At 75.4% G+C, this 14,384-nt stretch carries 11 protein-coding genes; 3 read left to right on the plus strand and 8 right to left on the minus strand.

Annotated elements, in window-relative coordinates; genetic code table 11:
* Positions 1-48 precede the first annotated feature (48 nt).
* Positions 49-2,373, minus strand: coding sequence for a glycosyl hydrolase family 18 protein (locus AC067J_RS30590; RefSeq protein WP_478304654.1), 2,325 nt, complete (start codon positions 2,371-2,373; stop codon positions 49-51).
* Positions 2,374-2,768: 395 nt separating this feature from the next.
* Between AC067J_RS30590 and AC067J_RS30595 the strand changes: the two genes are divergently transcribed.
* The 3 genes from AC067J_RS30595 to AC067J_RS30605 all read left to right on the plus strand — a co-directional run bounded on the left by AC067J_RS30595 (position 2,769) and on the right by AC067J_RS30605 (position 5,614).
* On the plus strand, positions 2,769-3,425 hold the full coding sequence (locus AC067J_RS30595) for a class I SAM-dependent methyltransferase (RefSeq protein ID WP_478304656.1): 657 nt from the start codon (positions 2,769-2,771) through the stop codon (positions 3,423-3,425).
* Between the two features lie 316 nt (positions 3,426-3,741).
* A complete protein-coding gene (locus AC067J_RS30600) occupies positions 3,742-4,326 on the plus strand; it encodes a TerD family protein (protein ID WP_478304658.1) in 585 nt (194 codons plus the stop codon).
* A gap of 178 nt (positions 4,327-4,504) precedes the next feature.
* A complete protein-coding gene (locus AC067J_RS30605) occupies positions 4,505-5,614 on the plus strand; it encodes a DUF5954 family protein (RefSeq protein WP_478304660.1) in 1,110 nt (369 codons plus the stop codon).
* A 94-nt stretch (positions 5,615-5,708) separates the two neighbouring features.
* Here AC067J_RS30605 and AC067J_RS30610 read toward each other — a convergent pair whose 3' ends face one another.
* The 7 genes from AC067J_RS30610 to AC067J_RS30640 all read right to left on the minus strand — a co-directional run bounded on the left by AC067J_RS30610 (position 5,709) and on the right by AC067J_RS30640 (position 14,184).
* Positions 5,709-7,364: a lytic murein transglycosylase gene (locus AC067J_RS30610; RefSeq protein WP_478304662.1), complete on the minus strand. Its 1,656-nt coding sequence runs from the start codon at positions 7,362-7,364 to the stop codon at positions 5,709-5,711.
* Between the two features lie 233 nt (positions 7,365-7,597).
* Positions 7,598-8,671 carry an MBL fold metallo-hydrolase gene (locus AC067J_RS30615; RefSeq protein ID WP_478304870.1) on the minus strand — a complete coding sequence of 358 codons (1,074 nt, stop codon included), beginning with the start codon at positions 8,669-8,671 and terminating at the stop codon, positions 7,598-7,600.
* Positions 8,625-10,241 (minus strand): pyrroloquinoline quinone biosynthesis protein PqqE, encoded by a 1,617-nt coding sequence (gene pqqE, locus AC067J_RS30620; protein ID WP_478304664.1) that lies wholly within the window; start codon positions 10,239-10,241, stop codon positions 8,625-8,627. Before pqqE ends, AC067J_RS30615 begins: the two co-directional genes overlap by 47 nt.
* Positions 10,238-10,996: a pyrroloquinoline-quinone synthase PqqC gene (pqqC, locus tag AC067J_RS30625; RefSeq protein ID WP_478304666.1), complete on the minus strand. Its 759-nt coding sequence runs from the start codon at positions 10,994-10,996 to the stop codon at positions 10,238-10,240. Before pqqC ends, pqqE begins: the two co-directional genes overlap by 4 nt.
* Positions 10,993-11,145: a pyrroloquinoline quinone precursor peptide PqqA gene (pqqA, locus tag AC067J_RS30630; protein ID WP_478304667.1), complete on the minus strand. Its 153-nt coding sequence runs from the start codon at positions 11,143-11,145 to the stop codon at positions 10,993-10,995. The genes pqqC and pqqA overlap by 4 nt, the downstream gene beginning before the upstream one ends.
* Before the next feature lie 273 nt (positions 11,146-11,418).
* Positions 11,419-13,098, minus strand: coding sequence for an outer membrane protein assembly factor BamB family protein (locus tag AC067J_RS30635; protein ID WP_478304669.1), 1,680 nt, complete (start codon positions 13,096-13,098; stop codon positions 11,419-11,421).
* Positions 13,099-13,437: 339 nt separating this feature from the next.
* Complete coding sequence (locus tag AC067J_RS30640; RefSeq protein WP_478304671.1) at positions 13,438-14,184, minus strand: hypothetical protein; 747 nt, start codon at positions 14,182-14,184, stop codon at positions 13,438-13,440.
* Positions 14,185-14,384 lie beyond the last annotated feature (200 nt).

Consider the following 14,384-nt stretch of genomic DNA (forward strand, 5'->3'; position numbering starts at 1 on the left):
GGCTCCCGCCCTCCGCCAGGCGGCCCGATCCGCAGGTTCGGTGAAGCGTCAGTGCAGGCTGCTGTTCAGGGCGTTGAGCAGCGAGCCCGAGGCATCGTCGTTCTCCAGCGAGAAGGCGAACAGGCCCGCCAGGCCCTTGCTCTTGGCGTACGCGCCGCGGGCCTGGATGGCCTGCGGGGTGTCACCGGTCCAGAAGTTGGTGCCGTCGTACACCCACGAGGACTCGGTCACCGGGTCCCAGTGGGTGTTGGCGGCGGTGGCGTTGAGCTCCTTCCAGGCGGCCAGGCCGGCCTCCGCGCTGAGCGGCTTGGCCGGCGTCGGGCCGGTCGCGCTCTGGTACAGGCCGAAGTTTGAGCCGGCCGGGACACCCGTCCAGCCGCGCCAGTAGAACGGGACCCCCAGCACCAGCTTGTTCGCCGGGAACCCGCCCGTGATGCCGTACTCCGGCAGACCGGTGGTGTAGGCGGCCAGCGTGGTGTCGATGTTGTACTTGCGGGTGCCCGGCGTGATCGGCGTGGTCGGGTCGGCCGGGCTGTCGTGCAGCGGGTCCTGGTGGTTGGTCGGGCCCTTGGCGTCCCAGGCGCCGTGCATGTCGTAGGTCATGACGTCCGCGTAGTCCAGGTACGCGCCGATCTTGTCGGTCTCCAGCTGCGCGATCTTGTCCTGGCCGCTGGGTAGCGCCGCCGTCAGCAGGAACCGCTTGCCCTGCGCGCTGCCGAGGGCGTCCAGCTGGGTGCGGAACTCCTTCAGCAGCAGGGTGAAGTTCTGCTTGTCGGCCGGGGAGTAGTGGTTGCCGGTGTGCCCGCCGGCCGAGCCCGGGTACTCCCAGTCGAGGTCGACGCCGTCGAACAGGCCGGCCGCCGAGGCCGCGCCGCCCGCCGGGTCACCGGCGACGTTGGCCGGCAGGTTCCCCTTGAGGAACATGTCGAGGCAGGACGAGACGAACTTCTTCCGCGAGGCGTCGGTGGCGGCAGCGTCCGAGAAGTACTTGGAGTAGGTCCAGCCGCCGATGGAGATGGTGAACCGCAGGTTCGGGTACTTGGCCTTCAGCTGGCGCAGCTGGTTGAAGTTGCCCTTGAGCGGCTGCTCCCAGGTGTCCGCGCTGCCGTCCACGCTGGTGGCGCCGTTGTAGTCGGCCTGGTAGTCGGCGTAGGCGTCGCCCGCGCCGTCACCGGCGTTCGGGTTGTTCTCGTTGGCCGAGTCCGAGGCCTTCACCGCCTGGAAGCAGGTGAGGTTGGTCGGGTGGATGTTGGCGAACGCGTAGTTGACGACGTCCAGCTTGCCGGCCGCGCCGCTGGTGTCGACGTTCTTGGCGTGGTACGCGTTCTCGTAGACGCCCCACTGGTCGAAGTAGGCCGCGCGGAACGGGCTGTCGGTGGGCGCGGCGGCGGTGGTGGTGCTCACCGGTGCGGACTGCGCGGAGGCGTGGCTGCCGGAGTAGCCCTGCACGGTGAAGGTGTAGCCGCGGGTCGGCAGCAGTGAGCTGACGGCCACCGAGGTGCCCATCGAGGTCGCCACCAGCTGGTTGCCCGCGTACACCTTGTAGGCGACCGGGGCGTCGCCCGCGGTGGCGGTGGACGGCTGCCAACTCAGCACCACGGCGTTGTGGGTGACCTTGGTGACGCTGACGCCGCTCGGCGTGGTGACCTTGCCGTCCCCGGCGGGACCGGTGCCCGTCGAGGTGGCCGTCGCCGTCGGGCTGTTGGTGGCCGTGGGGCTGTTCGACGCGGTCGGACTGTTGGACGCGGTGGGGCTGTTGGTGGCCGTGGGGCTGTTCGACGCGGTCGGACTGTTGGACGCCGTCGGGCTGCTGGTGGCCGTCGGGCTGGTGCTGCTGGTCGGCCCGGCCGGCCCGGTCAGGCTGAGGTCGTCGGCCCGGTAGGCGCCGGTGCCGTACCAGCCGTGGGTGAAGACCGTCACCGAGGTGGTGCTCGCACCGGTGGTGAACGTGGTGCTCAGCTGCGTCCAGCCGGTCGCGTTGGGCGTCCAGCTCTGCGAGTTGACGCCGGTGCCGGTCGCGCCGAGGTAGACGTAGCTGCCCTGCACCCAGCCGGAGAACGTGTAGCTGGTGTTGGGCTGGACGGTGACCGTCTGCTGGCACTGCGCGGTGTCGGCGGCCGAGGCGGCGCCGCTGAGCGCGTAACTCCCGCCGTGCACCGGGGTGGTGACGACGGAGCCGTTGGTGCAGGTCCAGCCGGCCAGGCTGCCGGTCTCGAAGTCGGCGTTGGCCAGCAGGTTGACTGGGGCGGCCGAGGCGGTGTCGAGCGAGAGGGCGAGAGCGGCGCTGCCGGCGGTGAGTGTGGCCGCCAGGGCGAGCGCGGTGGCCCGGCGGCGTGGTGCGGCGGCCCGGCGCGAGGCAGGGCGCGCGGGCATGACCCGGTCGTACATTCGGTGGTCCTCCGGAGGAGTGGGGGTTCCGGCGGTGCGATGGCCCGGGGTGGGCCGGGGGAGCCGAACCGAGCGCTGTGGGGGCGCGCGGGCGGGTGTGGAACGCGTTTCGGGTATGCGTGTGGTGCTCGTGACGCGGACCGGCCGACGGGCCCGCCGGGTCACGACATCACAGATTGGACTGGACCAATATTCGCCGTCAAGGGTGCCTCCCGGGCGGGCCGTCGGCGACCGCACGACCGGCGCGACGGCCCCGGGTGAGGTCCGCCGCCACCGCTTCGGCGACCGCGCCTGCGGCACCCGACGGCGTGACCGGTGCGCCGACCGCCGGACCGGTACGGTGGCCTCCCGAGAAGTCCGCGTCGAACGGAGAACGGGTCATGGACAGCCGCGCCTGGGACGACCGCTACGCCGCGAGCGAGCTGGTCTGGGGTACCGAACCCAACCGCTGGGTGGTCCGAGAACTCGCCGGGCTGGCCCCCGGCCGCGCCCTGGACCTCGCCGCCGGGGAGGGCCGCAACGGCATCTGGCTCGCCGGGCGCGGCTGGGAGGTCACCGGCCTGGACTTCTCGACCGTCGCCCTCGGCCGCGCGGAACGGCTCACCGCCGCCCTGCCCGACGAGGTGGCCGACCGCCTGACCTGGCGGCACGGAGACGCCCGCACCTTCGAGGCGCCGGACGGCGGCTACGACCTCGTCGTGGTCGCCTACCTCCAGCTCCCCGCCGAGGAGCGCCGGACGGCGCTGCGCCGTGCCGCCGCCGCGCTGGCCGCGGGCGGCACCCTGCTGGTGGTCGGCCACGACTCCACCAACCTGACCGAGGGGGTCGGCGGTCCGCAGGACCCGAAGGTGCTCTTCTCCCCGGCCGACGTGCTCGCCGACCTCGCGGGATCCGGCCTGCGCACCGTCCGCGCCGAGCGCGTCCGCCGTCCGGTGGCGGCCGACGCCGGCCACCGGGGTGCGGCCGGCGACGGTGCGGCCGGCGGCCGGGCGCCGGAGGCGATCGACGCCCTGGTCCGCCTGGAGCGGGCGGGCTGAGCGGCTGAAAGGGCTGAAGGGCTTGCGGGGCGGCGCAGCCCACGGGCCCGGTGGTGTCGCTCGGCGGACGGCTGCGGGGCCCGGTGGCGGCTCGGCCGCAGGTGGCCGCGGCACCCGCCGGGCCGACGGGATCCGGACCCAGCGAGTCCGCCGGAGCGGACGGCATCCCGTACTGCGTCCCGGCGCGGCGCGGGCGCCGCTCGCTTCCCGGGTGCGCCCGCGGGGTATGGAGGTGTCCCGGGGTGAACCCGGGGCGCCGGAAAGATCTACACTGCTGTAGATTCGTGGGGCGCAGGCGAGGAACGAGGAGGGCGCGATGAGCGTTTCGCTGGCGAAGGGGCAGAAGCTGAGCCTGGAGAAGCCCGGCGGCGGGCGACTGGGCGTGGTGCGGATGGGTCTCGGCTGGCGGGCCGCGCAGCGCAAGGGCTTCCTCGCCAAGCTGTTCGCCGGGCAGGAGATCGACCTGGACGCCTCGGCGGTGCTGTTCGCGGCGGGCAAGCCGGTCGACGTGGTGTTCTTCCAGCACCTCACCAGCGACGACGGCTCGGTGCGGCACAGCGGGGACAACCTGACGGGTGGTGCCGGGGACGCGACGGACGACGAGACCATCACCGTCGACCTCGCCGCGGTGCCGGCCGAGGTGGACCAGATCCTCTTCACCGTCAACTCGTTCACCGGGCAGACCTTCCAGGAGGTCGAGAACGCCTTCTGTCGTCTGGTCGACACCCAGACCGGCACCGAGCTGGCCCGGTACACGCTGACCGGCGGCGGTCCGTACACCGCGCAGATCATGGCCAAGATGCAGCGGGACAACGGTGGTTGGCAGCTGGTGGCGATCGGCCAGCCGGCCGCCGGGCGGACCTTCCAGGACCTGATGCCGGAGCTCGTCAAGCACCTCTGAGCCCGGCCCCGACGGTGGCGCGGGGTCCGTCCGATCTCCCCCCCGGACGGGCTCCGCGACCGCCGCACCCTCCGGGTTCCCGGGGTGCGGGACGGTGTCGATCCGGCGCGCTGCCCGGTCGAGTGGACTTCGGTGATACGCCTGCGAGGCGCTCCGCGGGTCCGCTAACACTGGCGGCATGGACGATGACGCTGTGCAGTTGCCCGAGCATCTCACCATCCGGGTCACCCACACCGACGATCCGGTGGCCGCGGTGGCCGGTCTGGAAGCCTGGGCGTCCCGCGAGCGGTACCCGAACCTGATGATGATGCCGCCCGCCTTCGGCAGCCTGGAGCGCACCGGCACGGGCGCGTGGAAGGTGCTCGGCTTCCACGCGACCACCCCGCAGGGCGCGCGCGACGACCTCGGCCACACCTTCCGCTCCTGGGCGCTGGCCGCTCCGGGCACCGTGCTCGCCGCCGACTGGGACATCACCGACGAGGAGCGCGCCGCCTACACCGAGGCCTACAAGCGGCTGGAGTGGGAGGCCCTCGACGAGATCTCCGCCGCCGGGCGGCAGTACCGCATCTTCCGTGCCGAGCAGGTGCTCCGCTCGGGCCCGGACGGCATCGAGCCGCCGCGTCCGACCGATCCGGACCCGGCCGCCGTCGGGAAGGCGTACAAGCTGCCCTCCCGGGTGAAGGGGTTCCTGGTCGACCCGGCGGCCGGTGTCACGCTGGTCGACGGCATCCTGCGGCTCGACATGATGTCCCTGGTCCCGACCGGCCGGTTCATCCCGGAGGACGTCCGGGCCGACGCACGGCTCGCCTCGCACCTCTACCCCAATGTGCTGGTCCTGCCGGTGCACTGCGCCGTGGCCGAGTACGAGAACGGCCGTTGGGGGCCGATGACCGGCGCCTGTGAGACCCCGCAGGGCGCCCGCGACAGTCTGGCCGCCTACCTGCGCGAGTTCGCGCCCCGGCTGGACCCGCACCTCGGCAAGGAGGAGCTCGCCCTGTACGCGGAGGCCGCCGACCGGCTGGACGCCGAGCGCGGCCACGAAGTACGGGCCGCGAACCGCCGGTTCCGGCTGGTCCGGGTCGAGCCGGTGGTCCGTCTGGGGCCGGACGGACCGGAGCTGCCCCGCACCTCGGACTGGGACCCGGAGCCGCCGCTCCAGGTGCAGGTCCAGCGCGACCGCGAGGCGGGCATCTTCTACGACGAGGACGAAGACGAGGACGAGGCGGAAGAGGACGGGGCCGGGGCCGGGGCCGGGGAGGACGGCGAGGCCGACCGGGCCGGCGGCTGACGGACGGTCGCGCGCGAACGCCCCGGCCCGTTCCCCCATTGATCCGGGGGACGGGCCGGGGCGTCCGTGCAGGGCTACCGCCGGTGCGGGCCGGTCAGTGCGCCGACGGGGCGGCGGAGGGCGAGAGCGACGCGTTCGGGGTGGCGGCGGCGCCCGGGGCCTCCGAGCCGGTGGCGGTCGGGGTCGGGGTGGGCGTCGGGCAGCCCGGGGTGGTGGCGGTCGCGGTCGCGCCGGCCGAGGGGGTGCCCGACGGCGTGGCGGTCGGGCTCGCGGTGCCGGAGGGCGTGCCCGACGGGGTGTCCGTCGGCGTGGGGCAGCCGGTGGGCGTGGCGGTCGGGGTCGCCGTTGCCGTCGGCGTCGCGCTGGGCGTGCCGGTCGGCGTGGTGGTCGCCGTCGCGCTCGGGCTGCCGGACGGGCTCGTGGTCGCGGTGGCGGACGGCGTGCCCGACGGGGTCGTGGTCGGCTCGGCCGAGGGCGACGCGGAGGGCGACGCCGAGCCCGACGGCGTCACACCGGTCGACGGGGTGGTGGACGGCGTTCCGGAAGGGGTCCCGGAAGGAGTCGCTGACGGCGTCCCCGAGGGCGTGCCCGACGGGGAGGCGGACGGCGAACCCGACGGAGCCGTGGAGGCGGACGGCACGGTCGGCGAGCCGGGCGTGGTGGTCGGCTGCGGCGCCCCCGTCGGCTGCGTGCCGGTCGGGGTGCCCGGGATGACGGGGAGGACCGGGGCCGGCAGCGTGAGCGGGGCGAGCGGCGCGAACGGGCTGTTCGGGGCCGGGCGGCCCGGGGTGGTGACCGGGGTCCCGGTGCCGAAGTGGGCCATCCAGTTCCGGACCGTGCGCAGGTACTCGGCCGAGTGGTTGTACCCGAGGACGGCCCGGTCGAGCTGGGCCGCGTCGGACAGGTCGCGGCCGCCCGCGCAGAGGTAGCGTCCGGCGGCCTCGGCGGCGTCGAAGATGTTGTTCGGGTCGGCCTTGCCGTCGGCGTTGGCGTCGACGCCCCAGGAGGCCCAGGTGGAGGGGATGAACTGCATCGGGCCGACGGCGCGGTCCCAGACTCCGTCACCGTCGTAGCGGCCGCCGTCGGTGTCGGATATCGCCGCGAAACCGGCGCCGTTCAGCGCCGGACCGAGGATCGGCCGGTACGTCGTCCCGGCGGCGTCCACCGCGCCCCGGCCGGCCTGGCCGGACTCGACCTCGCCGATCGCGGCGAGCAGCTGCCACGGCAGGTGGCAGCCGGGCGAGCGCAGCGCGAGGGCGGCCTCGGCCTTGCGGTAGGCGGCGAAGACCGTCTCCGGCAGGGCCGGTCCGTTGCGCAGCGGGTCGGCGAAGGGCGAGCCGACGGGCGCGGCGGGCGGCTGGAGCAGGGGGAGGGTGCCGCCGCCGTCGACCGGCGCGGCACCGGTCAGGCCCGGGCCGGCGGGCACGCCGGGGCCGAACGGGGAGGAGGCGGCGGAGCCGGGGCCGCCGGCCTCGGTGCCCGGGACGACCGGGGCGGCGGCGCCGTCGGCGGCCGGGAGCGCGTCGGCGGAGGCCACCGGGGCGATTCCGAGGCCGGCGACCTGAGAGCCGGTCAGGGCCGCGAGCGCGGTGACGACGGCGGCGGTCCCGGCCGCGCGCTCGCCCAGCCGCAGCCGGCGGGCGCTCCGGCGGCCGGTGGCCTCCCGGACCACGACCTCCCGGACCACGGTCTGCCGGGCCGCGGTCTGCCGCGTCCCGTCGGACTTCCCCTCGCCGTTCCTGGTCACCATGCTGTGCCCCTCCCGTCACCGTCCGGACCCCTGGGGAACGGACGGGGTGTCACCATCGTGCCTGCCGGTGCATGACAGAGCTCGTTACCCGAACGATTAGTATCACGACGGTCCGACGGGCCCCGGGTGGCCGGGAGCGGTCCCGGGCGCCACCGTTCGATGAACGGGCCGTGGACGAACTCGACGGGACACGGTCAGGCCGACCGGTCCGGCGCCACTTCCCGGGGCGGGCTTCAGAGTTCGACGAGCGTTCCGTCCTCGGCGACGCCCGCACCGGCGGCCGCCAGCGCGGGGGCCAGGGCGGTGGCTTCGGCCGAGCCCCGGTGGGCCAGCGGGTTGGTGTTGTTGAGGTGGGTGTAGAGGTAGCGCGGACCGGGGTGGCGGGCCAGGTGGGGGAGCGAGTCCTCGACCGCGAGGTGGCCCATGCCGCGCGAGGTGCGCGCGCCGCCGGTTCGTTCGGCGAGCTCGTCGTCGGTGGCGAAGGTGCCGTCCAGGATCACCAGGTCGGCGTCGGCCACCGCCCGGTCGAGGGCGGGCGTCCAGGCGGCGACCCCGGGGGCGTACACGGCGCGGGCCCGTCCGGCGGTGTCGCTGAAGCGGTAGCCGATCACCCAGTCCGTCCGGTCCACCGGGTCCGTTCGGTCCGCCCGGTCCGTTCGGTCCGCCCGATCGTGCCCGTCCGGACCTTCCGGTCCGCCCGTGGGGCCCACGCGGCCCGCCGGCCGGTTCCCCACCGGTCGGCCGCCGGGCAGACCGGTGGCGGCGTACCGGGGGCGTTTGCCGCCCAGGGCCAGTGGTTCGGCGACCAGGCCGCCGGCCAGTTCGACGGCGGTGCCCGGTGTGACGGTGTGCCAGTGGGCCTTGGTGTAGGGGGCGAGCAGCGGGCCGACCGGGAACGCCTCGTGCAGGGCCTCGCGGACCGGTTCGGTGGCGTGCACGGACAGCTCGGCGGCCTCCCGCAGGGTCACCAGGCCCAGCGTGTGGTCGAGTTCGCCGCTGGTGAGCAGCACGCCGCGCAGCGGGGTGGCCCGGGTGCCGGGGGCGGGGGCCAGCTCGGGCGCGGCGAGCAGCTGGGAGCGGAGGTCGGGGGACGCGTTGACCAGGTACCAGGCGACGCCGTCGGCGCTGACCGCCAGGCAGTCCTGGCTGCGGGCGCGTCCGGTGCGGCGGGCGGTGGTGCAGCCGTCGCAGCCGCAGTTCCACTGGGGCAGGCCGCCGCCGGCGGCGGTGCCGAGGATCCGGATCTTCAGCGGGTGCTCCTCAGGACGGGGCAGGGTCGGCGGCAGCGGCAGCGGCAGCGGGAGCAGCGGTGGCGGCGGCGGCGTTCCGTGCGGCGGCTTTCGCGGCGGTTTTCGCGGCGGCGTCCGGTACGGCCGCGGTGAACCGGCGCGGCACCGGGGTCGGACTCTCGACCGGGGCGGGCCGCTGGACCAGGTGGTGGTGCGGGGAGAACCGGCAGGCCGGATCGGTGACGTCCGCGTCGCCGGTGAACTGGTAGGCCTGGCAGCGGCAGCCGCCGTGGTCGACCTCGCGCAGCGCGCAGCTCCAGCAGGGTTCGGGCATCCAGGCCGTGCCCCGGTAGCGGTTGAAGGCGGGGGAGTCGTGCCAGATCGCCGCCAGGCCGTCGGCGAGGGCGTCGGGCAGCTGGAGGCCGGGCAATTGGGCGGCGGCCAGGCAGGGCAGCACGGAGCCGTCGGGTGCGACGACGAGTTGTTCGCTCCCCCAGCCGTTCATGCACGGCTTGGCGGTGCCGCTGTGGTGGTCGGCGGTGACGTGGGTGATCTCGATCCGGCCGCCGTGCCGGGCGCGGGCCGCGGCGACGTCCCGTTCGGCCTGGCGGACCTGCTCGTCGCCGGGCGCCAGGTGCGCCCGGTTGACCCAGGCCCAGCCGTAGAACTGGGTGTGCGCCAGCTCGACCCGGTCGGCGCCCGCGTCGACGGCGAGGTCGGCGATCGCGCCGAGCCGGGCCAGGTTGCCGCGGTGCAGCACGGCGTTGACGGTCAGCGGCAGTCCGGCGCCGGTGAACAGCGCGGCGGCGGCCAGCTTCCGTTCGTGCCCGGTCCGGCCGTTGAGCCGGGTCAGTCCGGCGACGGCGTCCGCCCGGTCCGGATCGGCGTCCTGGACGGAGAGCTGGACGTGGTCCAGGCCGGCCTCGGCGAGTTCGGTGGCGCGCTGGCCGTCCAGGGGCAGGCCGCTGGTGATCAGGTTGGTGTAGAGGCCGAGCCGGCGGGCGTGCGCGACGATGGCGGTGAGGTCGCGGCGCAGCAGTGGTTCGCCGCCCGTGAGATGGACCTGCAGGACACCGAGGCCGCGCGCCTGGTCGAGGATGCGCAGCCACTGTTCGGTGTCCAACTCGTCCCGCTGCCTGGTGAGTTCGACCGGGTTCGCGCAGTAGGTGCACTGCAGCGGGCAGCGGTGGGTGAGTTCGGCGACCAGGCCGAGCGGCGCGGGCGCCCGTACCGCGGAGGCCGCGGACGCCCCGGAGACCCCGGACGCCCCGAGGGTCTCGGGCTCCCCGGAGACCCCGGACTCCCCGGACGCCGCCGGCGTCCCGGCTCCGGGCAGGCCCGCCGCGAGGCACGGGTCGGCCGGCCGGCCGGTGCCGTCGAGGACGAGCAGCCGCCGATCCGCCAGGTCGAGCAGCAGCGCGAGCACCTGGCCGGGCTCCACCCCGTCGTACTCGGCGGCGAGCCGGGCGGTGATCCGACCGGCGTCGCGCCGCCCGTCGCAGTGCCGGAGCACGGCGGCGGCGGTCTCGTTGAGCAGCAGCACGCCCTCCGGGTAGAGCAGGGCGTCCTGCCGGCGGACCGGGTCGTGGACCAGCCGCACCCCGCGCCGCAGCCCGGGGGCCGCGGCGTCGGGTGCGGTGGTGCTCAACGGCCGGTCCCGGGTCGGCCCGGGGGAGTGTCGGCGGGCCCGTAGTCGACGGCGTCCAGCATCGCGCGCAGCACCTCGCACTTGAAGGCGAGCGCGTCCACCGCAGCCTGCTGCTGCTCGGCCGTGACGCAGTGCTCCAGCACCAGTTCGAGCGTGCGGGCGCTGTCCCGGCGGGCGTCGGGGATGCGGTGCTCGAAGTAGGCGTAGCCGGCCGGGTCGATCCAGTCGTAGTGCTTCTGCCAGGCGATGACCCGCTCGGCCATGTGGTCGGGCGAGAACATCTCGGTCAGCGCGGCGGCCACGCCCTCGGTCCACGGGCGGGTGAGGCAGAAGTGCAGGTAGGCGTCGACGGCGAAGCGCACGCCGCGTGCGACGTGCCGCTCGTCGAGGACCTCGGCGCGGTCCAGGCCGACCGCCTCGGCGAGCACCAGCCAGTCGGCCAGCCCGCCCTCGTCGGCGTTCGGGCCGTCCTGGTAGCCGAGCCGCCGCGTCCACTCCCGGCGGACGTCCGCCAGCGGGCAGTTGGCGATGATCGCCGCGTTCTTCCGGGTGAGGCAGAGCTGGTAGTACCAGCGGTTGGCGACCCAGCGCCGCAGCTCGTCCGGAGTGCAGCCGCCGGAGTGCAGGCGCAGGTGGAACGGGTGGGTGTCCCAGTAGCGTTCCCGCAGGCCGTGCAGCCGGGCCGCGAGGGAGTCGCGGCCCGGCGTCAGGTCGGCCGGCCCCGGGGCCGGCGCGAGGAGGGGAGCCTGGGTCACCGAGTGGTCCGCGCGGCGTACGCGGTGACCTCGGCGCCGGTGCGGTGGCACTCCACCGCCGGGGCGGACCAGGCGGGCTTGGCCGCGGCCGGCTGCGCCGGTGCGGCGGTGGTGGTGGCGACGGGCTGCGGAGTGAGCGTGGACTTCATGGGAGTTGCCCTCCTCGGTGAAGTGGGTGAGAGGCCGGGGCCCGATGGCCCCTGGAGCAGGACGCTACGAGCCGCCGGGCCCGCCCGCCGGTCGAAACCGCGCGATCCGCGGACAATCGCGCTCGAACGGGTGACGCGGCGGGCTCCGTACCGGGCCGGGCCCGGGCGGGAAACCGGTGTCGAGTGTGCCGGTTCGACCATGCCGTGTCGAGTGGGCCGTACCGGGTGGGCCGGGGCGGATCCGGCCCACCGGGCACGACCGGGGCCGGTGCGTCAGGCGGAGCGGCCGAAGGCGACCAGGTGGCCGTCCTTGGTGCCCACGAACACCCGCCCGCCGTCCGTCGCCGGGACGGAGAACCTGGTCACCGTGCCGAGTGCGAAGCTGCGCCGCAGCTTGAGCGCGCCGTTGACCGGAACCGCGTCGTAGACGCGCAGTTCGCCGTTCTGGCCGCCCGGGCCGGTGCCCGAGTAGATCGTCCAGACCAGCGCGGAGCCGGCGGCCGTGCCGTTCGAGGTGACGACCGGGGAGCCGGACGCGTAGCCGAACCCCTCGGGGCTCGTCCCGGCGCTGGTCAGCTGGGGGTTCCCGGCGCTGTTCACCGAGTACTTGAGGGCCCGCAGTGAGCCGTAGTTCTCGACCAGGTAGACGTAGCCGCCGTCGCCGCCCCAGACGCCGGGGTGGCCCCAGACGCCCTTGAACGGGCCGGTGGTGCCCACCACGTTGTCGGTGCCGCCGGAGCCCTGGCCCATGCCGCCCAGCCGGTCGCGGTCCAGCAGGAAGATCCGGCCGTCCTTGCCGACCTGCACCATCAGGCGCGGGTGGGCGGAGGTGCCGAACCCGGACGGCAGGGCGGCCGGGCCGCCGGAGCCGAGGTCCACGTCGCCGTGGTCCATCTCCCGGTTGTTGGTGGGGCTGAAGAAGTCCCGCGGGGCGAGGCTGCCGTCCGCGTTGACCCCCAGCCGGACCACGGACTCGGCGAAGTGGCCGCCCGGTTTGTCACCCGGGCCCTTGAGCGGGGAGGAGCCCTCGCCGGCGCCGTTGCCGGTGGCGATGAACATCCGCCCGGCGCCGTCCGAGACGAGGCCGCCGCCGCTCATCCAGACGCCCGCGTTCTGCGAGGCGGAGCCGGACTCGGTGGACCAGAGGGTGAGTTTGCGGGTGCTGGTGTTGACGCCCGCCACCGTGCCGACGTACGTCCCGACGCCGCAGTCCGAGGCGAAGCCGAAGTAGACGGCGCCGTCGAGCAGCAGCAGACCCGCGCGCTGCGCGGAGGTCGCCGGGTTGAACGGGACGCCGGGGCTGTTGACCGGCGAGCCCTGGACGGCGACCGGCCAGCCGCTGCGCTCCGCGCCCGACGCGACGTCCAGCGCGTGCACCGAGAAGTGCGCGCCGCCCTCGTTGGACTTGGTCACCAGGTAGACGGTCCCGCTCGCCCGGTCGTAGACCGGCGTCGAGACGATACCGGTGCCCGGGGACAGGCAGGCGGTGGACGAGGGCACCGGGGCGCCGAGCGCGCGGTCCCAGACGATCCGCCCGTCGGCCGCGTTGACGCCGTAGACGTGGTTGGTCGCGGTGGCGACCACCACGGTGGAGCCGGCCACCAGCGGCTGGGCGTACACCGCGCCGTCCACCGCGGTCGACCAGCGCCGGCCGAAGGCGGCGGCGGAGACCTGGGCCGGGCTCAGGTTCGGCTCGGCGGCGTCCCAGCCGGTGCGCAGGTTGTTGGCCGAGACGGTCGGGTTGTCGGCCCGGGCCGGCGCGGCGCCGGTGAGCGTGCCGGCCGCGAGGGCCGGGGCGAGCAGCGCGAGCCCGGAGAGCAGGGCCGCTCCGGAGCGGCGGGCCCGGGCCCGCGAACGAGGTCCGGGACGGGGTCCGGGACGGGGCGGACCGGCCGGGGGCGCTCCGTCCGGGGGCGGTCCGCCGGGGGACGGGGGTGGGAGGAGTCGGCTCATACGATCCGCCTTGGCAGTCGGGGAGTACGGGGTACGGCGCCGTGGCGTCATTCTGTGAACGCCCGTGCGCTGCCCGCATCCGCCCGCCGCTCCCGGCCCCGGGCCGTTCACGCCCCTGGGGGAACCCGCTGCGCCGGGCGGCGGTCGCCCGACCGGGTGTCCGGCCGCGCGTCCGGCCGTGCGCGCCCGATCTCGGGCCGCTTGCACCCGATGCCCGCACCGCGCCGCCCGCACCGGCCTCTACCCGGACCACGCCGCCCGCGCCGGCCTCCGCCCGCGCCGGCCTCCGCCCGCACCGGTCTCGGCCCGCACCGCGCCGGTCCCGGGGGCCGGGACGGCTCACCCCGCGACGGCCGGGGCGAGCAGCAGGGCCAGCGCGCTCGCGGCCGCCGCCTCCGCCGGGGCGTTGACGTCGTCGCCCGGGCCGCGGTCCTTGACCACCTCGACCGAGTAGGTGTGGCCGGCCGAGGTGAAGTACACCCCGGGATGGGTGCCGTCCTTCCGCTGGACCAGCACCGCCTCCTCGCCGGCGCCGGGCAGCGGGGTGGTCTTGAGATCCGGGTTGGCCCTGGCCGAGGTGATCGCACCCGCGTCCACCTCGCGGATGTGGGCGTAGGACTGGCGGGATCCCCAGGTGCAGCCCCAGACCGGCTTGCCGTCCTTCGGGTCGGGCTGGGTGCCCTTGAACGGTCCCCCGGTGCCGACGGCGGCGACCACCTCGGGGGAGGTCAGCAGGGTGCAGGCGTCGGCCGGCCGCTTTCCGCCGGGGGCGGAGGTGCCGGACGAACCGCCGGGCGCGGGCGTGGAGTTGCCGGGCTTCGGACTCCCCGGTGAGGCGGCGCTGCTCGGGGCGCCGGCGGTCGGCGAGGCGGTGGCGGCGGGGCCCGTCGCGGTGGGGCTGCCGGTCGGGCCGCCGGGTGTGCCGGCGGCACTCGCGGGTGCCGTCGTGCCCGCCGTGCTCGACGGCGCGGACGCCGCCGACTTCCCCCCGCCCGAGGAGCAGCCCGCCACCGCGACGGCCGCCAGCGCCAGCGCGGGCAGCCAGGCGTACCGGCGGCCGGAAACGATCGGTGACCTGCGCTCCATGGGGACCCCCTCCGATGGCGTCCGCCGACTGCGGCGGACTGCGGTGGTCCAGGATCCTACGGGCCCGCCGGGGGTGATATTTCCCGTTCCCGCTACGGGAGTTGGACAGCTTCGTGACGGCCCGGGGCCGGGCTGGCGCGGGGTGGGGGCGGGGTGGGGGCGGGGCTTGGGCGCGGTCGGGGCCGGGCGCGTCCGGGAGG

It is taken from the genome of Kitasatospora sp. NPDC042419 (assembly GCF_056437345.1).